The sequence below is a fragment of the Kitasatospora sp. NPDC101183 genome, from assembly GCF_044767945.1.
Lineage (GTDB): Bacteria > Actinomycetota > Actinomycetes > Streptomycetales > Streptomycetaceae > Kitasatospora.
In genome coordinates, this window is sequence record NZ_JBIWOW010000016.1 from 185399 (window position 1) to 205075 (window position 19677).

The 19677-nt window shown below is 72.4% G+C and carries 17 protein-coding genes; 7 read left to right on the plus strand and 10 right to left on the minus strand.

The features are described 5' to 3' along the window. Positions 1-23: 23 nt before the first annotated feature. The 6 genes from ACIRRS_RS23660 to ACIRRS_RS23685 form a co-directional block, all read right to left on the minus strand. Entirely contained in the window at positions 24-974 is a 951-nt protein-coding gene (locus ACIRRS_RS23660) for a thiopeptide-type bacteriocin biosynthesis protein (protein ID WP_402974005.1), read from the minus strand. Between the two features lie 6 nt (positions 975-980). Then, positions 981-2129 (minus strand): lanthionine synthetase C family protein, encoded by a 1149-nt coding sequence (locus ACIRRS_RS23665; RefSeq protein ID WP_402974008.1) that lies wholly within the window; start codon positions 2127-2129, stop codon positions 981-983. Beyond that, positions 2126-5167, minus strand: a complete 3042-nt coding sequence (locus ACIRRS_RS23670; protein ID WP_402974011.1) for a lantibiotic dehydratase — start codon at positions 5165-5167, stop codon at positions 2126-2128. The genes ACIRRS_RS23665 and ACIRRS_RS23670 overlap by 4 nt, the downstream gene beginning before the upstream one ends. Before the next feature lie 85 nt (positions 5168-5252). Then, positions 5253-5399 (minus strand): FxLD family lanthipeptide, encoded by a 147-nt coding sequence (locus ACIRRS_RS23675; RefSeq protein ID WP_402974014.1) that lies wholly within the window; start codon positions 5397-5399, stop codon positions 5253-5255. 64 nt (positions 5400-5463) lie between these two features. Then, complete coding sequence (gene fxlM, locus ACIRRS_RS23680; RefSeq protein ID WP_402974018.1) at positions 5464-6690, minus strand: methyltransferase, FxLD system; 1227 nt, start codon at positions 6688-6690, stop codon at positions 5464-5466. Positions 6691-6733: 43 nt separating this feature from the next. Next, complete coding sequence (locus ACIRRS_RS23685; protein WP_402974021.1) at positions 6734-7156, minus strand: ATP-binding protein; 423 nt, start codon at positions 7154-7156, stop codon at positions 6734-6736. Positions 7157-7405: 249 nt separating this feature from the next. Between ACIRRS_RS23685 and ACIRRS_RS23690 the strand changes: the two genes are divergently transcribed. Continuing rightward, positions 7406-8746 carry a hypothetical protein gene (locus ACIRRS_RS23690; RefSeq protein ID WP_402974024.1) on the plus strand — a complete coding sequence of 447 codons (1341 nt, stop codon included), beginning with the start codon at positions 7406-7408 and terminating at the stop codon, positions 8744-8746. Here ACIRRS_RS23690 and ACIRRS_RS23695 read toward each other — a convergent pair. Both ACIRRS_RS23695 and ACIRRS_RS23700 read right to left on the minus strand, forming a co-directional pair. Further along, complete coding sequence (locus tag ACIRRS_RS23695) at positions 8743-9771, minus strand: NAD-dependent epimerase/dehydratase family protein (protein ID WP_402974027.1); 1029 nt, start codon at positions 9769-9771, stop codon at positions 8743-8745. The genes ACIRRS_RS23690 and ACIRRS_RS23695 overlap by 4 nt on opposite strands. Positions 9772-9982: 211 nt before the next feature. Next, positions 9983-11344, minus strand: a complete 1362-nt coding sequence (locus ACIRRS_RS23700) for a glycosyltransferase 87 family protein (RefSeq protein WP_402974030.1) — start codon at positions 11342-11344, stop codon at positions 9983-9985. Between the two features lie 213 nt (positions 11345-11557). Between ACIRRS_RS23700 and ACIRRS_RS23705 the strand changes: the two genes are divergently transcribed. Continuing rightward, on the plus strand, positions 11558-12694 hold the full coding sequence (locus ACIRRS_RS23705) for a glycosyltransferase family 4 protein (protein ID WP_402974033.1): 1137 nt from the start codon (positions 11558-11560) through the stop codon (positions 12692-12694). Between the two features lie 77 nt (positions 12695-12771). Here ACIRRS_RS23705 and ACIRRS_RS23710 read toward each other — a convergent pair whose 3' ends face one another. Continuing rightward, positions 12772-14565 (minus strand): AMP-dependent synthetase/ligase, encoded by a 1794-nt coding sequence (locus tag ACIRRS_RS23710; protein WP_402974036.1) that lies wholly within the window; start codon positions 14563-14565, stop codon positions 12772-12774. Positions 14566-14891: 326 nt separating this feature from the next. Between ACIRRS_RS23710 and ACIRRS_RS23715 the strand changes: the two genes are divergently transcribed. The 5 genes from ACIRRS_RS23715 to ACIRRS_RS23735 all read left to right on the plus strand — a co-directional run bounded on the left by ACIRRS_RS23715 (position 14892) and on the right by ACIRRS_RS23735 (position 18979). Then, positions 14892-15347 (plus strand): SRPBCC family protein, encoded by a 456-nt coding sequence (locus ACIRRS_RS23715; protein WP_402974038.1) that lies wholly within the window; start codon positions 14892-14894, stop codon positions 15345-15347. A 49-nt stretch (positions 15348-15396) separates the two neighbouring features. Beyond that, positions 15397-16569: an ArsA family ATPase gene (locus tag ACIRRS_RS23720; protein ID WP_402974041.1), complete on the plus strand. Its 1173-nt coding sequence runs from the start codon at positions 15397-15399 to the stop codon at positions 16567-16569. A gap of 101 nt (positions 16570-16670) precedes the next feature. Then, positions 16671-17033, plus strand: a complete 363-nt coding sequence (locus ACIRRS_RS23725; protein WP_402974044.1) for a DUF5304 family protein — start codon at positions 16671-16673, stop codon at positions 17031-17033. A 192-nt stretch (positions 17034-17225) separates the two neighbouring features. Continuing rightward, positions 17226-18170, plus strand: coding sequence for an ROK family glucokinase (locus ACIRRS_RS23730; RefSeq protein WP_402974047.1), 945 nt, complete (start codon positions 17226-17228; stop codon positions 18168-18170). Positions 18171-18247: 77 nt separating this feature from the next. Continuing rightward, positions 18248-18979: an endonuclease/exonuclease/phosphatase family protein gene (locus tag ACIRRS_RS23735; RefSeq protein ID WP_402974050.1), complete on the plus strand. Its 732-nt coding sequence runs from the start codon at positions 18248-18250 to the stop codon at positions 18977-18979. Here ACIRRS_RS23735 and ACIRRS_RS23740 read toward each other — a convergent pair. After that, positions 18976-19668 carry a hypothetical protein gene (locus ACIRRS_RS23740; RefSeq protein WP_402974053.1) on the minus strand — a complete coding sequence of 231 codons (693 nt, stop codon included), beginning with the start codon at positions 19666-19668 and terminating at the stop codon, positions 18976-18978. The two genes, ACIRRS_RS23735 and ACIRRS_RS23740, sit on opposite strands and share 4 nt — an antisense overlap. Positions 19669-19677: the final 9 nt, after the last annotated feature.

The window sequence follows — 19677 nt, forward strand, 5'->3', positions numbered from 1 at the left end:
GGTTGGGAGGCCGCTGTAGATCGTCAAACGACCTGTACTCCGAGAATGTAATTGCGTGCGGCGCGGGCGAGGACGGCCTGATGCGGGGTCGGGATCGCGGCGCGGTTCCAGTGGAAGGCGATCATGTGTGCGAGGACGTCGCGCAGTCCGCGGGTGAGGCTTCCGTGTTGGGCGAGCTCGGCGAGTTCGCTGCCTGCGCGCGCGAAGGCATGGATGCGGGCGGCTTCCGCGTGGAGGGCTTGGCCCGGTTCGGCCATGGCGAGGGTGTCGGTGGACAGCAGCACCCGGATCTTGTCGGCGGCGGGTTGAGGTAGTTCGGCGGGCTCTGGGCGCATGGCGGCGACCCGGGCCCAGACGTCGCCCTGTTCCGTCCACTCCTGGCGGGCAGCGCGGAGCATCGCGCTGCACATGAGGATGGACAGTTCGGGCCGTGCGACTCGCGGGCTGCCGGTCTGGTGGTGTTCGGTCAGGATGGCGCGGCTGTCGATGTGGAAGAGGGCATGGGCCACATTGATGCCTAACGGGCCTCCGAGGGCTGCGGTTTCGGGCTCGTAGATGCCGGGTGACCAGCGGGCGATCACGCCTTGCTGCTGGAGGCGGTCCAACTGCTCGGTGAGGTGGGCGAGAAGTGCGGGGTGAGCGCCTTGCAGGCGCAGTCGCCAATACGGGTGCTTGCGGACGTACCACCAGGAGGTGAGGGCGTCTCGGGCTTCGGCCTCGCGCAGCACGGGGGCGAGGTGGGTGGCCAAGGTGTATTCGGCGTTGTGCCAGCCGATCGGCTGGATGTTGACGTGGATCCACGCGTCGGGTGGGGAGGCGATGGCGGCGCGTCCAGCGGCGCGGTAGGTCGCGGCAGCGGCGGCCAGTTCGGCGGCGTCGATGCCGAGGTGCGCGGCTGCTCGGGCCGTGTCCGTGCCAGTGAGGACGGCGAGAACCGCCTGTTCCAGGCGCGGGTGTTCGGTGTGGTGGGCCATGGATGGTCAGGCGAGGAGTAGGCAGGCGTCCCAGCCGGTGGCGGGCGCGCCGCCGCGGTCGGCCGCATGCAGGGCCAGGCGGACTCCGGCCGTACCGTCGAGGAATCCTGCTTTGGGGGAGGGTAGTTGGGCATTGAGGCGTGCGCGCAGGGCGGGCAGGTGGGCGGTGAACCGGTCCGGGTGGGTGGCGTCGTGGGCGGTTCGGTGGACGGTGTGCAGGAGACCGGCGGCTCCGTGGCACAGGCCCGGCTCGGTGATCTGGTCGAGTTGGGCGGGGTCGGTGAGGCAGTGCAGGAGGGCGTTCTCGGCGACGCGTTTCCGATGGGTGTCGCCGAGGGTGATGCCGGCGAGCTGCTGGGCGCGGGCCTGGCCGGGGGTGCCGTAGCACCAGCTGGGCCGGGGCGGGCCGCCCTGGAGGACGGTGCTGAGGCGGTGTTCGTCGGCGGTGACCCACTGGGGCCACCAGGAGCCGGAACGGCTGGGCTGGCGGAAGGTGTCGAGCCAGTCGAGGATGCGCAGCATGGCGTCCGTGTGGCCCTCGACGGTGACGCCCGAGCGTTTGGCGAGGGCGAGGAGGGCAAGCGGGCCGGTGATGCCGTGGGCGAGGCCGAGGTTGCCGTGACCGCCGGGGAACGTGGCGGAGGTGCGTCCGGCGGGGTCGTAGCGCACCCACCAGCCGGGCAGATCGGTGCCGGGGAGCGGCTGGGTGAGGCGGACGAGGTAGGCGAGGACGTCGTGCAGTGCGTCGCCGTGAGGGTCCCGCTTGAGCAGGTGGGCGCCGAGGCCGGTGAGCCCGTACAGCAGGTCGTACTCGGCGGCACGGGTGAACTCGCCGGAGTCGATGCGGGCGTGGGCCCGGTCGAGGCGGAGGCGGACGAGCCTGTGGACGGCCTGGTCGAGGGCGGGCAGTGTCTTCGTGTAACGCTCGCTGCCTGCGGCGGCGGTATGGACGGCGAAGGCCAGGGCCGGCACACCGATGAACAGGCCGGCGTCGGCCGAGGCGATCTGGGGCTGGTGAGTGACGCCGATGAGCCACTCGTGGACCGTCCTCCAGCGGGCGAAGCCGAGTTCGGCGCGCTCGGCGTGGAGGAGGCTGACGCCGATGGCCCCGGTCGCGAGGGACTGGGCGGCGTGCGTGTCGGCGGTGCGGGTCATCGCGGGTCGTGTCCCTGGTGTCGATGGGTGAGGGCGAGTGCGGTGGCACGTGCGATGCGCTGGCAGGTGTGTTCACAGGCGGGGTCGATCCCGGCGGTGCGGATGTGGTGCATGTGCAGGAGCGAGGCGAGGACGGAGTCCGGAGCGGGCCCGGGGTGGGTCCGTAACGCGGCGCGGTACGCGTGCACAGCGGTGCGGCGCGCGGCCCAGGCGTGGGTGATGTCGGTTCCGGTCTCGGCGCGCAGCCCGGCCCAGGCGTCCGTCGGGTCGGCGAGGCGGAGCGCCTGCGCGAGGACGGCCCGGTCGAGGGCGGGCTCTCCGGTGGTACGGGTCAGGTGCTCGGCCAGCCAGGCGGTTCCGGTCGGGACGCCGCCGGTGAAGGCGGCGGCGAGGTCGAGGAGGCTGGCGGCGGTCAGGGCCTGCGGGTGGAGGCGGCCGGGGCCGGTGTGGCGGTGTTGGGCGAGGACGGTGGTGGAGTCGGTGACGAAGACGGCCTCGGCACGATCGAGGAGAGGGCCGGTTCCGTAGCGTCCGGTCTCGGGCAGGTAGGTGTCCCACTGAAGACGTCCGCCGGCCAGGCCGTCGGCATGCAGGCTGCCCGCCCAGGTGGCGAGCTTGCTGGCGAGGTCTTCGACGGGGACGGTCCCGGCGCGGATACGCAGGCGCAGGTGCGGATCCGGGTCGCGGTACGGGACGAACCAGCAGTCCGGGCGTCCGAGTGTGACGAGGAGCTCGGGCAGGCGGGCGAGGATCGCGGCGTGTCGGGTCGGCTGGGCGTGGACCTTGGCGAACGCCCACCGCGCGGGCGAGGCGAATGGGTACTCGGTGTGAGGTGCGGCGACGGCGACGGTGTTGATCGCGGGCATCGGCTCAGGTTCGGCGAGGGAGACGAGCGGCAGGACGATCTCCACGGCCCGGCCGTCCGCCCAGCCGAGGTCCTTCGGATCGGGGGCCTGCCGTAGGACTGCTGTGCCGGTGCGGCTCAGGTGGGCGTGGAGTAGCTGCCTGTGCGCACGTTGGTCGAGATCGAGCCTCAGGCGCTGGTCGCCGTCGCCGAGGTCGACGTGGGTGGGGATCCGCATGCGATTCCGGACCTCGTCGAGGGCGCGGTTCCATGGGGCAGTCGGGAAGTCGGAAGCGCTGAGCCGCCACCGGGCGGCGGCCAGGGTGATGCGTCCCTGGCGGACAGCCGGAAGTACCGGGAGGGCCTCCGCCAGCGGGCCCCATGAGAACGGGGCGAGGACGGCGGCGCGGGCGCGGGGCAGTTCGGTGAGGAACCGGGCGAGCGGGTGGGTGAAGTTCACCGGCTCGACGGCGTTGAACACCGATGGCTCGATCACCTGCCCGGTGGTTCGGGACAGGAGGCGCATCCGGCGGGCGTCGGCGGTCACCAGCAGGTCCCGCAACGGCAGCGACCCGTGTTCGTGCTGGGCGATGGTGATGACGTCGTCCAGGATGCGTGGTGCCCGGGCGACGTTGTCGGCCCCGGTCCACAGCGGTGGGCAGGAGACCTGGGCACGGCGGGCGCCTGCGGTGAGTGTGGGTGCGTCGCGCAGACCGTCCGCGAGCCGACGGAGGTCGGCGTGGGGCAGGTGCAGGAACCGGCCGATGGTCGTGCCCGCACCCTGCGCCAGGCCGGTGACCACGAGCCGGAAGTCACGGTCGTTGAGATGCTGTCGGCTGGTGGCGTGGATCTGGACGCAGAGGTCGAGGTGGGGCGGTAGGTGGTCGGTCGGCTCGGTGTCGAACCCGGGTAACACGTCGGTGAGTTCGAGAGTGCTTGCCGCATCGAGGACAGCGAGCTGTGCGACCTCGGCCAGCTTCTTGTCGCGGGCCGTGACCGGGGAGAGCGGCAGCTCCAGGGCGCTGGTGCGGTAGCCGGCCGGAAAGCCCAGCCCTGTGTCGGGGTTCACCAGGTCCAGCAGCGGCACCGTCGCGCCGACGCCGTACCGCTCCAGGAAGCGCACATAGTAGTCGCGCCAGGTCGGAGGTCCGGTTGGGTGGGGGCTCGCCTGGGCGAGCAGGGCAGCTGCGCTCTCCGCCTCTCGGGCCACAGCGTGCGGGATGGCCAGGTCGATTCCGAGCTGGAGGTCGACGGCGAGTGGGGGACGGTCAGTGCCGCCAGCCAATCTCCGGAGGCGGGTGCGCTCTTGGCGCTGCTCGCGGCTCGGGGCCAGGTTGTGTACGACGACCCCGCGATGGACGTTGCTGAGTAGGTCGACCAGAGGTGCAACGGGGATCGACTCGGTCTCGGCCTCGGTGAGCTGTTCCAGGACGTGTTTCAGCGGGTCGCGCGCGGTCATCGGCGGCCGCAGGTGGGTGATCAGGACACCGTGGTGGACCAGCTGCGTGAGCATCCTGTGGGCCTGCTGGGGGTTGCTGCCGGGGTGGGCGTCGAGTACGAGCTCGGCTAAGTGGTCGAGGCGGATTGGCTGTTGGGCGGCTTCGACGATGGTACGAACGGGCCCGGTGTGACGGAGGGCGACCTCGGAGGGCGCCTCGGCGCTCCGGCGGTGGCCGGGTCGGCGAAGCGGTACGACCAGTTGGTCGCCTCGCACCGTGCAGGTCTGTTCGGTCGTCACCAGCAGGCGCAGCAGCAGCTCGGGGTCGTGCTCCAGTTGGTCCAGTACCTCGGCGAGCCACCGGGCATCCGGCCGAGCGACGGCGCGGTGCTCCGAGCCCCAAGCCCCCTCCAGTGAACGGCCGATCCGCACCGGGGCGATGCCGGCGAACAGGCCGAAGGGTGTGGCACGGTGGTGCTGCCGCAGGAGGTAACGGACGAGCGTTCGGCCAGCCTTGTGCACGGTGCGAGGAGCGTGCGCGCGGCCGTCGACGACCTCCTCGACGCGCGCGGCGTAGGCGGGGTTCGCCAGGTGGACGGCCTCCGCGAGCTGTTGGTCGGCCCAGGTGTCGCAGATCCAGGACCGCCATGCCTCCACCGGCACGGGAGTGGCGTCGAGGTCGGGCCACGGTCGTACGGTGTGGGTGCCGGTGTGCGCAGAGGCGCGTAGCAGCGCCACTTCCAGAGCGCGGTACATGCGCGCCTCCGTCTCGGTGTCGGTGGGGTCGTCGTCCGTGCTCGGTGCCGGGCCCGCACGGCCCGGCACCGAGCACAGGTGTGAGTCAGGCGATGCAGGTGCTGTTCGCGCAGGCCGACTGGCAGGTCTTGCCGCAGCCGTCGCTGGTGCTGTCCATCAGCTCGCCGATCACGGGGCCCTGCTCGACGATCGTGACGTCCAGCTCGAAGCCGTTGTCCTGGTCCTGAGCCATGTCTCGTACCTCCAGGAGGAGTTGGGGATGGATGGGGTGGTGCTCACCTGGCCCGGGAAGTCGGCTACGGCTTCCCGGGCCAGGAGATCGTGATGCGGGTGTGGGGCTTGTCGACCACCCGACCGGCGGGCAGCTCGCCGTCCGGCGTGCCGGCCGCGTGGACCTCGAAGCGGGCGCCGGGGCCGCCCCGGTGCTCCTTGTCCCAGACCTGGATCTGGTGGACGAGACGGGCAGTGGCAGCGGCGGCGGCCGGGCCGTGCCCGTACGCGCCGAGCTCGAAGCGGGTGCGGGTCTCATCGGTGGGGCGGACGGTTCGGTAGGCGAGGGTTCCGCCCGCCACCAACGTGGCCACGCCCAAGGGGGACGCGGACGCGACGATTCCCTTGTCCCGAGCGGCCGGTGTCGCGGTCAACCGTGCGTGGCCATCGAGGGCGGTGGCCAGCCACAGGTCCAGGTCGTCGATCGGCTCCTCGCCGCCGACCGTCACCCCCGACCACGCCTCCTGGCGGGGCGAGGCCAGCGCCGTATGCAGGGCCTCGGCGTTCACCTGATCGCCGTCGTCCAGTCGGAGTCCGACCTCCTCGCCCGGCGCATCGTGCAGCAGCACCAGGCGTTCGCGGTTCTCCTCCACGCCCTGCATGGGTACGAAGCCGCACAGCTCGTAGCCGGTGCTCACCAGGTGATCACCCTCGGGAACGAGCACGACCGAGCGCGTCAGACCGCGCACGCGAAGCGGCACGATGATCCGGCCGTCGGGCGCCAACTGCTCCCGCCAGGCCGGGGGGATGTCCGGAGCGCCGACCGTGACCGCGATCAGGTCGTACGGCGCGTGCTCGGGAAGGCCGAACGCGCCGTCCGCAGCGACGACTCGGATGTGCTCGTAGCCCGCGTCGTCGAGCAGGCGGCGGGCACGTGCGGTGACCTCCGGATCGATGTCCACGGTGGTGACCTTGCCGTCGGGTGCGACGAGTTCGGCCAGGTAGGCGGCGAACATGCCGCCGGAGCCGACCTCCAGAACGTTCTCCCCGGGGCAGGGGCCGGCCTGCTCCAGCATGAACGCCTGGATGCGCGCGGCAGAGACGGAGCTGATCGGGAGGCCGTCCTCGTCGCGCTTGGTCACCACCGCCAGCTCCGGGTCGTAGGCGTCGGCCGGCTGCGCCTCGGGCGCGAACAGCTCGCGCGGCACGCGGCCCATGACCTCGGCGATGCGATCGGTGCGAATCGTCCCGTCCTCGCGCAACGCAGCGACCATGGCGGCGCGCAGGGTCTGTGGGGTGGGGTCGGTGTTCACGGTGCTTCTTCTCCCTGGGGTCGGTGCGGGCGGCGTGGGCGAGCTAGACGGAGAGTTGAACGCTCGCCCACACCTTCTTGGATGTGACCGTCACTACCTCGCCCATGGCGTGCGCCAGGCCCTGGACGAGGAGGAGCCCACGACCGTGTTCGTCGTCGCAGGCGGCTTGAACCTCCAGCAGCGGCAGGTCAGGGCGGGAGTCGAAGACCTCGATGCGGCAGCAGTTGCCGATTTCGTCGATCTGCATCCTGACGACATCGCCCGGTCCACTCGCGTGCCGGATCGCGTTCGTCGTCAACTCGGTGAAGACGAGCAGGACATCGCGGACTCGTTCGTCCTCCAAGTTCCATCCCCACTCTCCGAGTTCGGACTGCACGATGCGACGTGCCAAGGGGACCGCAGTCACCTCCGCCGGGAAGGCGCCCGTCCACCGACGGAGCGACCTCTCTTGTTCGACGGCCGCCATGGGCATCGCTCCGATCAGCAGGAGCGCCTGAACGCTCCGGTCTTGTTCGTTTGCGGGATCAACCTTGGACTGCTGGTGAGGACACAACCACTGGCAGACCGGGGACACTTGCTCCTCTTTGGGGTGATCGGATGGACAATTGACGGACAGTCCGCAGACACTTCCGCGTGAGCCGTGTGATCCCCGGTGTGGCGGTGGTAGGCAGAGAGCGGACGCAGTTCGCACCTGGCTGCGGCGAAGGGAACCGCGATGAATCTGTTCGATGCCTTGGTCGCCGAGTCCGGAATGGACTTCCGTGGCTTCCTGGCCGAGTACAGACGGGCTGCCGCGGTGCTCCATGAACGGACTGGTGACCTCGCGTTCAGAAATGTCGACCTGACGGACAAGAGCTTCGTGCGGTGGCGATCCGGCCAGGTGACCAGGCCGCACCACCCGGCGCCGATCATCCTCAAGCAGATGTTCGGCAGGCCGGCGGACGAGCTTCTTGCTCCTCGTAGTGATGAACAGGTCCGAGCACTGCTAACAGCCGCGGAGCCTGTATTCGACGAAAGAGAACTGGCCATGACCGCACGAGACGCCCGTGCCCATGCCGCCGACGCGGCTGCTCGGCTGTTGCCCAACCTCAGTCTCGACCAACTCGAAGATGACCTGGTGCAACTGGCCCGGGAGACCAGCGCCAAGCCGCCGCACATGATCTTCATGCTCGCGAAGGAACTGCTGGGCGTCGCGATGGTGCAACTGGATCGCACGCAAGCGTTGTCACAACGAGGGCGCCTGTACCGGGTGGCCGGCCAGGCTTCGGCGCTTCTGGCCGCCTGTGCCTTTGACCTCGGTTCCATGCCCCAGGCGTTCGAACTGACACGGGCAGCGGCCTTGTACGGCCAGGTTGCCGAGGACTCACCCCTACAGGCGTACGCCCACGGCTACCTGGCTGTCCTGTACTACTGGAGCGGTAATCCCGCTCAAGCCGTCCGCAAGATCGAGGAAGCCAGGTCGTTCTCCGGCATCGGCGCGACGGGGACGGCACGTCTGGCAGCGATTGCGGCCCGCGCCTATGCTCATCAAGGCCGGGCCGACGACTCGCACCGGGCAATGGCGGAGAGCCTGGCTGATCGCGGGCGCGCAGAGGACGACCTCCACGACGGTGTGGGCGGCGAGTTCGACTTCGACGTGGAGCGGGTCGCCATGAGCAACAGTGCCAGTTTCCTGCTTCTGAGGGATGGCCTCGGGGCTGAGGCGTCGGCTCGCCGGTCGCTGGAGCTGATCGCTGCCCGCACGGCGAACTCGGACGCTCTTGTCGTCGCGCCCCAGGCCCGCGCCGATCTGGCGTCTGCCCTGCTCATGCGCAGTGATCTGGACGGCGCTGCCGATGTGCTCGCCCCGGTGCTCGGCCTCCCTCGTGAGTGGCGTGGTGCGGGCCTCACGGGTCGGGTCAACGCGGTCCGGGTGGAGCTGGCGTCGTCGGCCTTTCACAGTGCTCAGCTTGCGCGGGATCTCGCGGAACAGATCGAAGACTTCACCCTGCTGGCTTCGCCCCAGACGCTTGGTCCCGGCGCGTCGCGGCCCGCCCTTGGCGCAGGCGGTAGCTAGCGAACGTGATCGAGGACGGCCTGTTCCTTGGCCGGGTCGATGCCGTGCTTGGCCCAACGCCTGTGTGGGACAGGTGCGTTCCCCCGGATCAGCCAGTTCCAGGTATCGGCCACCGTCTCGGCGAGTGGGCGGCTGTGGAAGCCGGCAGCCGTCGCAGAGGAGGGATCGATGGCGGAGACGCCTGGGTGCTTCCACCACAGAGGGAGCTCGGTCCACTGCCGAAGGCCGTGGCCGAGCAGGATCTCGTCCTTCACCCAGAGCAGTTCACCGGTGCTGCCGGTGGCGTCCAAGCATGCTTGAAGGAGCCCGCCCATCGTCTCCCGGCCGATCGGAGCGGCGAGGTTGTCGACCCGGTGACCGGTGTGGAGTACCTGGTCGAGCGCGAAGGTGGCGACGTCTCGGACGTCGACCGCCTGAACGCGGCTCGTAGGGTCTCCGGGGGCGAGGATCCGCCCGCCTCGTTCGGCGCGGCGAAGCCACCACGGGAGGCGGCCGACGTACTCGCCGGGGCCGAGGATCACGCCCGGCCTGAGGAGGCTCGTTCGGGTGAGCCCGAAGGTCTCGGTCACCGCGCGTTCGGTACCGGCTTTCCTCCGCCCGTAGTTGGGGTTGATGCCCGATACGCCGTCCGGCGTCTGAGTGGCGTCCGGCTCGGCATCGGCCGAAGCGGGCCAGACCGGGGAGTCGGTGTTCAGGGGGTCGGTGGGCCAGCCTTCGTACACCGCCACCGTGGACAGGTACACGTACCGGCCGACGACCGGCTCCAGGGCGCGGGCGCCTGCCAGTACATCGCGCGGGCTCAGGGCGGAGGCGGACGTGTCGATCACGGCGTCCCAGGGGCCGTGGTCGCTCAGCCGTGCGAGGTCGGTGGGCTGCTCACGATCACCGTGGAGTGCCCTCGCGCCGGGCAAGGGGCTGCTGGATCGTCCACGCGTGAAGGTGGACACCTCCCAGCCTCGCGCCAGTGCACCGGCCACGACGGCCGGGCCGAGAAACCAGCCGCCGCCCAGGACGAGAATCCTCATGGGGATGATCCTGCCAGCCGCGCGCCGCCCGGTGGGCGGCGCGCGGTGCAGGGCAGGGGTGGGCGCACGCCGATAGGCGGGCGGGGGGTGGATGGTGGGGAACGGTGGGAAACGTGCGCAGTGGAGCGGATGATGCGCGGGTGTTGGGGGGAACGGCCTGCCCGGGGCTTCCGAAGGAAGGCCCGGGCAGCAGAGGGGTGTCGGGTGCGGGTCAGCCGCGCTTGGCGGGGGCGCTCGGCTGCTGGATCCCGTCCAGCAGGTCCTGCTCGTACGCGATGCCCGGGCGCACCGGGTAGCCGGCCGGGACCGGCTCCGCCTGCTCCAGGACCACGGTGGCCGGGAGCGGCTCCGCGGCGCGGGTGGAGCGCCACAGCCGGACGCAGGAGAGCGCCATGGCGGCCACCAGCAGCAGGTTGCGGGCGCTCAGGATGGTGACCGCCAGCGGCCCGCTCGCGAGGACCTGGGTGAACATCGTCGGGAACTCGAGCACCGTCAGCGGGCAGGCGATCAGGATCAGCAGCGCCACCGGCCGCTGGCTGGTGCCGCGCACCGTCAGGCAGACCGCCGCGACCCCGACCAGCCAGACCAGGTACTGCGGGCTGATCACCCGGCTGGTCACGACGAAGATCAGCAGCGCGCACAGCGCCGCGTCGTACATGGTGGCCGCGTTGCGGCGCTTGGCGGTGTAGCGCCAGAACAGCAGCCAGCCGAAGCCCAGCACCGTGCCGGCCATCATCACCTTGCTGACCACCGGCACCCACGGCCCGAGCATCTCGGGGGAGCCGTAGTTCATGGTGACCCTGCCGTCCCAGGCCCCGGCGAGCCGGGCGTAGTGCAGCGGCAGCGCGCCGACCGACTCCACCTCGATGCCGCGGGCGCCCTGGAAGGCCAGGAAGTCGAAGGCGCCGTTCATGCCGGCCGCCAGCAGGAAGCCCACCGAGACGGCGGTGGCCGCCGCCAGCGTCCAGGCGCGGCGGGTGCGCCGGCCGGACGGGGTGCCGATCAGGCCCAGCAGCGGCCAGACCTTGACGATGCCGCCCAGGCCCAGCAGCAGCCCGCCGACCGCCGGGCGCCGTACGAGCGCCAGCAGGCCGGCCACCGCGACGGCCGTGACGATGATGTCGAAGCGGTTGTAGATCATCGGGCCGAGCAGCGGCACGGCCGCCACCCAGAGCCAGGCGCCGGTCAGCGCCCGCCCCTTGCGCAGGCCGGTGCGCACCAGCACGGTCAGGGCGAGGGCGTCGGCGATCCCGCAGATCACCCAGAAGGAGACCAGGTACGACCAGGGCAGCAGGCCCGGCAGCAGGATGATCAGGGCGGCGCCCGGCGGGTACTGCCAGGTCACGTCGTCGAACGGGAAGGTGCCGGTCTGCAGCACGCCGAACCAGGCGTGGTAGATCATCCAGACGTCGGCGGTGACGTCCCCGCCGGGCGCCTTGAGCACGCCCGTCATCAGCAGGACGAGCAGCGTCCGGCCGGCGACCCAGGTCGCGCCCAGCGCCGCCAGCGCCCCGAGCGGGCGGCCGAGTCGGCCGCGCGGAGAACCGGGCTCGGTGGCCGGGGCCAATTCCACTGCGCTCCCTCGTTCGTCTCGACGTCCCCACCGGAGGCGTCGTAAGGACGGACGCCCGGGCACGCCCCGAAGGCGGCCTAGGTACTAGGACAGACCCGGGGGTCAAACGGTTGCCGTGTGCGCTTCCGTTCCCGGCGGGCCATGGTGTTGACCTATCGTACGGATCACCCAGCGGTGCGCCGAGCACCCCCCGACCGAGCGAGCCGTGGCCCGATGCACAGAACCTTGATCGTCACCAACGACTTCCCTCCGCGCCCGGGAGGCATCCAGGCCTTTGTGCACAACATGGCGGTGCGTCAGCCCGCCGGGAGCATCGTGGTCTACGCCTCCACCTGGCGCGACGGCAGCGAGGTGCGGGCGTTCGACGCCGAGCAGCCGTTCCCGGTGATCCGGGACCGTACGAAGGTGATGGTTCCCACACCGCGGGTGACCCGGCGGGCCGCCGAGATCCTGCGCGCCGAGAACTGCGACTCGGTCTGGTTCGGCGCCGCCGCCCCGCTCGGCCTGATGGCGCCCGCGCTGCGCCGGGCCGGGGCCGGGCGGCTGCTGGGCATGACCCACGGGCACGAGGCCGCCTGGGCGCAGCTGCCCGGCTCCCGGCAGCTGCTGCGCCGGATCGGCGCGGGCACCGACGTGCTGACGTACCTGGGGGAGTACACCCGCTCCCGGATCGCCGCGGCGGTGGGGCCGCGGGCGGCGGCCCGGATGGTGCAGCTGCCGCCGGGCGTGGACGAGACGGCCTTCCACCCCGGCTCCGGGGGCGCCGAGGTGCGCCGCCGCCTGGGGCTGGCGGACCGGCCGGTGGTGGTCTGCGTCTCCCGGCTGGTGCCGCGCAAGGGCCAGGACACCCTGATCGAGGCGATGCCGCAGATCCTGGCCGACGTGCCGGACGCCGTGCTGCTGATCGTGGGCGGCGGCCCGTACCGGGCGGACCTGGAGAAGCTGGCGGACGCGAAGGGCGTCCGGGCGTCGGTGCGCTTCACCGGCTCGGTGCCCTGGGAGGAGCTGCCCGCGCACTACGGCGCCGGTGACGTCTTCGCGATGCCCTGCCGGACGCGGCGCGGGGGCCTGGACGTCGAGGGCCTCGGGATCGTCTACCTGGAGGCCTCGGCGACGGGCCTGCCGGTGGTCGCGGGCGACTCCGGCGGCGCGCCGGACGCCGTACTGGAGGGCGAGACCGGGTACGTGGTGCCCGGCGGCTCGCCCGCGCCGACGGCCGAGCGGATCGTGCGGCTGCTGAAGGACGAGGAGCTGCGGCGCAGCATGGGCGAGGCCGGGCGGCGCTGGGTGGAGCGCTCCTGGCGCTGGGACCTGCTGGCCGGGCGGCTCACCTCGCTGCTGGCGGCCTGAGGCCGCCGGCCGTACGGGCGTGGGCCCCGCCTCCTTCCCGGAGAGGCGGGGCCCACGCCCGTACGTCCGTACGCCGGTCAGCGCTGGTAGATCGCCTCGATGTCGGCGGCGTAGTCCTTGAGGACCACGTTGCGCTTGAGCTTGAGCGAGGGCGTCAGGTGGCCGCTCTCCTCGGAGAACTCGGTGTCCAGCAGGCGGAACTTCTTGACGGCCTCGGCGTGCGAGACGGCCGCGTTGCCGTCGTCCACGGCGGACTGCAGGGCGGCCAGGAGGTCCGGGTCGTCCTTGAGGTCGGCGACGGTGGCGTCGGCGGGCTTGCCGTTGAGCTCCTTCCACTTGGGGAAGAAGTCCTGGTCGACGGTGATCAGGCAGGCGACGAAGGGCTTGCGGTCGCCGACCACCATGACCTCGCCGACCAGGGCGTGCGCCCGGATGCGGTCCTCGATCACGGCGGGGGCGACGTTCTTGCCGCCGGCCGTGACGATGATCTCCTTCTTGCGGCCGGTGATCGTCAGGTAGCCGTCGCGGTCCAGCGAGCCGAGGTCCCCGGTGGAGATCCAGCCGTCCTTGAGGGTCTCGGCGGTGGCCTGCGGGTTGTTCCAGTAGCCGGTGAAGACGTGCGGGCCCTTGAAGAGGACCTCGCCGTCCTCGGCGATGCGCACCGAGGAGCCGGGCACCGGCTGGCCGACCGTGCCGATCTTCGGCCTGTCGGCCGGGTTGAAGGCGGTGGCGGCGCAGGTCTCGGTGAGGCCGTAGCCCTCCAGGACGGTGAAGCCGATGCCCCGGTAGAAGTGGCCGAGCCGCTCGCCGAGCGGGGCGCCGCCGGAGATGGCGTGGGTGGCCCGGCCGCCGAGGGCGGCGCGCAGCTTGCTGTAGACGAGCTTGTCGAAGACGGCGTGCTTGAGCCGCAGGACCAGGCCCGGGCCGCCCGCGTCCAGCGCCCGGCTGTAGGCGATCGCGGTGTCGGCGGCCTTGTCGAAGATCTTGCCCTTGCCGTCGGCCTGGGCCTTGGCGCGGGCGGTGTTGAAGACCTTCTCGAAGACCCTGGGCACGCCCAGGATCAGGGTCGGCCTGAACGTCGCCAGCTCGTTGGTGATGTCCTTGATGTCGGACACGTGGCCGAGCTTGATCGGGGCCATCGCCGGGGCGATCTCGACGATCCGGGCGAACACGTGGGCCAGCGGCAGGAACAGCAGGACGGAGCTCTCGCCGGTCTTGAACAGCGGGGCGAGGCGCTCGACCACGTTGCCGCACTCGGCCAGGAAGTTGCCGTGGGTCAGCTGGCAGCCCTTGGGGCGGCCGGTGGTGCCCGAGGTGTAGACGATCGTCGCGACGGAGTCGGCGGTGGCGATCGAGCGGCGCTCGGTGACGGTGGTGTCGGCGACCTCGCGGCCGGCCTCGGCCAGCGCGGCCACGGCGCCCTGCTCGATCTGCCAGACCTGGGTGAGGCCGGGCAGCCGGTCGCGGACCTCCTCGACGACCTTGCGGTGCTGGTCGGTCTCGGTGATCACGGCGACGGTGCCGGAGTCCCCGAGGATCCACTCGACCTGCTCGGCGGAGGAGGTCTCGTACACCGGCACGGTGATCGCCCCGGCCGTCCAGATCGCGAAGTCCAGCAGCGTCCACTCGTAGCGGGTGCGCGACATGATGCCGACCCGGTCGCCGGGGCGGATGCCGGAGGCGATCAGGCCCTTCGCGGCCGCCTGGACCTCGACCTGGAACTGGGCGGCGGTCAACTCCTGCCAGCGGCCGTCCACCTTGCGGCTGAGAACGGCGACGCCCGGGTGGCGCTCGGCGTTCTGCTGCACGATGTCGGAGAGGTTACCGTCGCTCGGTACCTGGTAGAGGGCCGGAAGGCTGAAGTCGAGCAAGACTGCTCCTCGTTCGCGACGCTGCGGGACGGCAGGACGTTACTGCCCGGTAGGCGGCTTCGACCAGGGGGGTCGGCTCCGGTGTTCGAAGTGTCACACCCTGCCGGGTCCAACCCGGCCGTGACCAGGTCGTTCGAATGGCACCCTACGGCAGACGGGGGGTGACCGGCCGGTAGCTTTCCGCGTCGCCCGCCGCCCCCGGGCCCCGCGGGCGGCGCCCGCACCGCAGGGGCGATCGCCGGGCGCGATAGCCTGCTCCGGGCGGACCGGCCCGAGCGCGCCTCGGCCGGACCGGCAGGCAGAGGGACGACGCGGAGGGCCATTCCATGGCGGAGCACACCAGGTCGAGCATCATCGTCGACGCGACCCCGGCCACGGTCATGGCCGTGATCGCCGACTTCGCCGCCTACCCGGCCTGGACCGGCGAGGTCAAGGAGATCGAGGTCCTGGAGACCGGCGAGGACGGCCGCGCCGCCCAGGTCCGCCTGCTCCTCGACGCCGGCGCCATCCGCGACGAGCACGTCCTCGCCTACACCTGGGACGGCGACCGCGAGTGCTCCTGGACGCTGGTGCGCAGCCAGATGCTCCGCTCCCTCGACGGCTCCTACACCCTCGCCCCCGCCGCCGGCGGCACCGAGGTGACGTACCAGCTCGCCGTGGACGTCAAGATCCCGATGCTCGGCATGATCAAGCGCAAGGCCGAGAAGGTCATCATCGACCGCGCCCTCGCCGGCCTCAAGAAGCGCGTCGAGGACACCGCGGCCGGGCCCGACCGGGCCTGACGGCGCGGAACACGGCACGGAACACCGCGCGGAACGGGGACCGGACGGCATGACGGCCAAGCGCACCATCCTCATCAGCGGCGACGCGGGCGCGCCCACGGCGGCCGCCGCCACCGCCCTGCACGCCGCCCGGCGCGGCCACCGCACCTGGCTGCTCGCCGCCGAGGACCCGCACCGCGCGCTGGACACCGCCCTCGGCATCCGCCTCGAACCCGAACCGGCGCTGTACGCCCCCGGGCTGTACGTCTCCCGGATCGACGAGCAGGCCGCCTTCCGCTACGCCGTCGGCGAGCTCACCGAGAAGCTCCGCCCGCTGCTCGACCTCCTCGGCGCCGACCGGCTCGACCCGGAGGAGCTCACCGCCCTGCCCGGCATCGCCCGGCTCGCCCTGCTGCGCGCCCTGCCCGCCGCCGACCAGGACGTCCTGGTGGTGCTCGCCCCGCCGCCCGCCGAGCTCATCGCCACCCTCGCCCTGCCCGAGCAGCTCGCCCGCTACCTCGACCGGCTCGTCCCCGAGCAGCGCCAGGCCGCCCGGGCGCTGCGCCCGCTGCTGGCCGGGCTGGCCGGCGTCCCGATGCCCGCCGAGTGGCTGTACGAGGGGCGCGGCAAGGCCGCCGAGGCCCTCGCCGAGTCCCGCGCCGCCGTCGCCGACCCCGGCACCAGCGTGCGCCTGGTCGTGTCGGCGGAGGGCCACCCGTACGGGGAGCTGCGCCGCGTACGGGCCGGGCTGGCGCTGCACGGGCACCGGCCGGACGCCGTGGTGGTGCACGGCGCTCTGCCCGCCGCGGCCGTGGACTCGCCCGATCCGTGGCTGGCAGCGCTGGCCCGCCGCCGGGCCGAGGAGCTGACCGCGCTCGCCGCCGAGACGGACGCCCCGGTGCTGGTCACCGGCCCGGCCGAGGCGACCCTGGAGGCCGTCGCCGACCGGTTGTACGGGGAGGGGGACGGGCCCGAGCGGCTCGACCCGCAGCCCTGGCCCGTCGAGGACCGGCTCGCCGAGGAGGGCCTGCTGATCTGGCACCTGGAGCTGCCCGGCGCCGACCGCACCGAGCTGGACCTCGTCCGCCGGGGCGACGAACTGGTGGTCGGCATCGGCTCGCACCGCCGCGTCCTCACCCTGCCCTCGGCGCTGCGCCGCTGCACGGTGGCCGGGGCCGGGCTCGCCGACGGCGTGCTCTCGGTGCGCTTCGCGCCCGATCCGGCGCTCTGGCCGCAGGGCTGAGCGGGCGCCGGGCCACACGGCCCATCGGGGGTGCGCGGCCGTTCGGGTAGCGTCGGGGCCGGGGCCGCGCGGTGCGGCCACGGCTTGAGGAGGCGCCCGCGATGACCAGCACCGAGGACCGGACCGAGGGCGAGCAGAACCGGGACCCCTTCGGCCCCGAACTGGGCCCGCTGGTCGAGGAGGTGCGCCGCTTCGCCACCGTCGTCGGCGAGAAGGCGCAGGCGGTGAGCGCCGACACCCTGATCACCCTGGCCGGGTTCGCCGACCGCCTGCGCGGCAGCCAGCCGGAGGTCTACACCCACCTCGCCGCCGCCGGCTCCGGGATCGCCGCCGCGGGCGCCGAACTGCTGGCCGCCTACCGCGCCGCCGTCTCCGGCCACGAGAGCCGCTGGACGGCCGGCCCCGGCGCCCCCGCCGAGAAGATCGACCTCGACACGCCTGACGAGCCCTCCGCCAAGCAGTGAATCCGTAACCTTCGATGCGTGATCGCCCCGCTCGCGTGCGTCACCGATCGGCGGTATAGGTACGACTTTTGAAGTATCGCGGCCCGGTTGGACCGGAATTGTCTTCGGTTAATGTATGCGAGGCAGTGTACGGGGGCGGGGTTGGGCGGTACCGTTCCGTCCAGCGGGAACGAGTGAATAGCTGAGGGACACATGGCTCTGACCATCGGCGTCGATGTCGGCGGGACCAAGATCGCGGCAGGCGTGGTCGACGAGGCGGGCGCGATCCTCGCCCGCACCCGGGTGCCCACCCCGGCCGACCCGCAGTGGGCGGTCGACGCCATCGCGCAGGCCGTCCGCGAGCTCAAGGAGCAGCACCCCGACGTCGAGGCGGTGGGCATCGGCGCCCCCGGCTTCGTCGACCGCGACCGCTCCACGGTGATCTTCGCCCCCAACATCGCCTGGGAGAACGAGCCGCTGCGCGGCCGGATCGAGGAGCTCACCGGCCTCGGCGCCGTCGTCGAGAACGACGCCAACTGCGCCGCCTGGGCCGAGTTCCGCTTCGGCGCCGCCGCGGAGCACCAGGACATGCTGCTGATCACCGTCGGCACCGGCATCGGCGGCGGCGTCGTCCTGGACGGGCGGCTGCACCGCGGCCGCTTCGGCGTGGCCGGCGAGATCGGCCACCTCAACATGGTCCCGGACGGCCTCCAGTGCGGCTGCGGCGGCAAGGGCTGCTGGGAGCAGTACGCCTCCGGGCGGGCGCTGCGCCGCTACGGCCGGGAGAAGGCCGCCGCCGACCCGGTGCGCGGCAAGCGGATGCTGGAGCTCAACGACGGCGTCGCCGAGACCATCCGCGGCATCCACATCACCGAGGCCGCCGAGGAGGGCGACCCGCTCGCCCTGGAGTGCTACGCCGAGCTCTCCGACTGGCTGGGCCGGGGCATGGCCGACCTGGCCGCGCTGTTCGACCCGGCCGTCTTCGTGCTCGGCGGCGGCGTCTCCGACTCCGGGCTGCTGCTGCTCGACCCGGTCGCCAAGTCGTTCGAGCACTACCTGACCGGCGGGGTGCACCGCCCGCGCGCCGAGGTCGTCCTCGCCTCGATGGGCTCCGCGGCCGGCATCGTCGGTGCGGCGGACCTCGCGCGCACCCGCTGACAGCCTCCGACGGCGGCGGTGCCCCCCCGGGGGGCACCGCCGTCCTCCTGTGGGAGCACAGGCGTACGGTGAGGACCATGCTCCAGCCGCCATCCTCCGGCCCGCGCCGGCTGCGCCTGCTCAGCTACAACGTCCGCTCGCTGCGCGACGACCGGCGGGCGCTCGCCCGGGTGATCCGGGCCTGCGGGCCCGACCTCGTCTGCGTCCAGGAGTCCCCGCGCTACTGGCGGCCCGGGGGACAGGCCGCCTGGCTGGCCCGCAGCACCGGCACCACCGTCCTCGCGGGCGGCGGCCGTACGGCGGCAGGGCCGCTGCTGCTCGGGCGGCCCGGCGCGGTGGACCTGCTCGGCGTGCACGACCGGCTGCTGCCCAAGACCCGCGGCCTGCACGCCCGGGGCTTCGCCACGGCGCTGCTGCGGCTGCCGGGCGGCGGCACGCCGTTCAGCGTCACCAGCTGCCACCTGAGCCTGGATCCGGAGGAGCGGTACGGGCAGTTCGAGCTGCTGCTCGACCAGCTCGCCATCGCCGAACTCGGTGTCGTGGCAGGGGACTTCAACGAGCACCCGGACGGGCCCGGCTGGGGGCTGCTGGCCTCCCGGCTGCAGGACGGGCACGTCGCGGCGCCCTGGGGCGGGGAGTTCACCTCCGTCCCGGAGCGGCCCTACCAGCGGATCGACGCGGTGTTCGCCACGCCCGGGATCACCGTGCTCGGCTGCGGCGTCCCCCACGGCCTGCCCGGCGTCACCGAGGCCGACCTGCGGGCGGCGACGGACCACCTGCCGGTCATGGCCGTGCTGGAAGTGCCCTAGACCACCGCGCCGTGGTTCGGGTCCTCCGGCTCGTCCTCGTCGCGGTCCTTCATCCGGGCCACCAGGGTGACGAAGCCGCCGAGGAAGGCGGTGATGCCGACCCAGGCCGGCCAGCCGGACACCTCCTGCCAGACCACGGCGTCGACCAGCAGCAGGGCCGGGCCGCCGAGGACGGCCAGCCAGGCGAACTTGGTGGTCACGTCGGCGGAGGGCAGCGGCGGGGGCTCCGGCGGGACGAAGTGGTCGTCCTCGCTCTCCCCGGCCAGCTCGAAGTCGCGCGGGCCCGGGGTCGCCGCCGGGAGCACCGGCTTGCCGGAGCGGGGGCGCGGCTGCGGGGCGAGGTCGGAGAACTCGCCCTCGTCCGTCCTGCGCTCGGGGCCGTCCTTGTAGCCGCCCTTGAGCTCGTTCTGGGCGCGGAGGTTCTCGACCTCGGGCCAGTTGGGGTTGTTGAGGTCGACCGGATCGTCGAACTGGGCGATCAGGGCGGCGAAGATCTCGTCCTGCTCGGCCTGGCTGCGCTCGGGGGTACGGCGCGGTACGGGCTGCGCGGGCCCGGCGGGGCCGTCCTCGGGCGGGGGCGTGCCGCCGCCCGGCTCGGTGCCGCCGTTGGCAGTGCCGTCCTCGCGGGGCGGTGTGCCGTCCTCGTGGGGCGTCTCGTCCCCGCCGCCCGCCGTGCTGCTCTCGTGCACTTCCGGCCC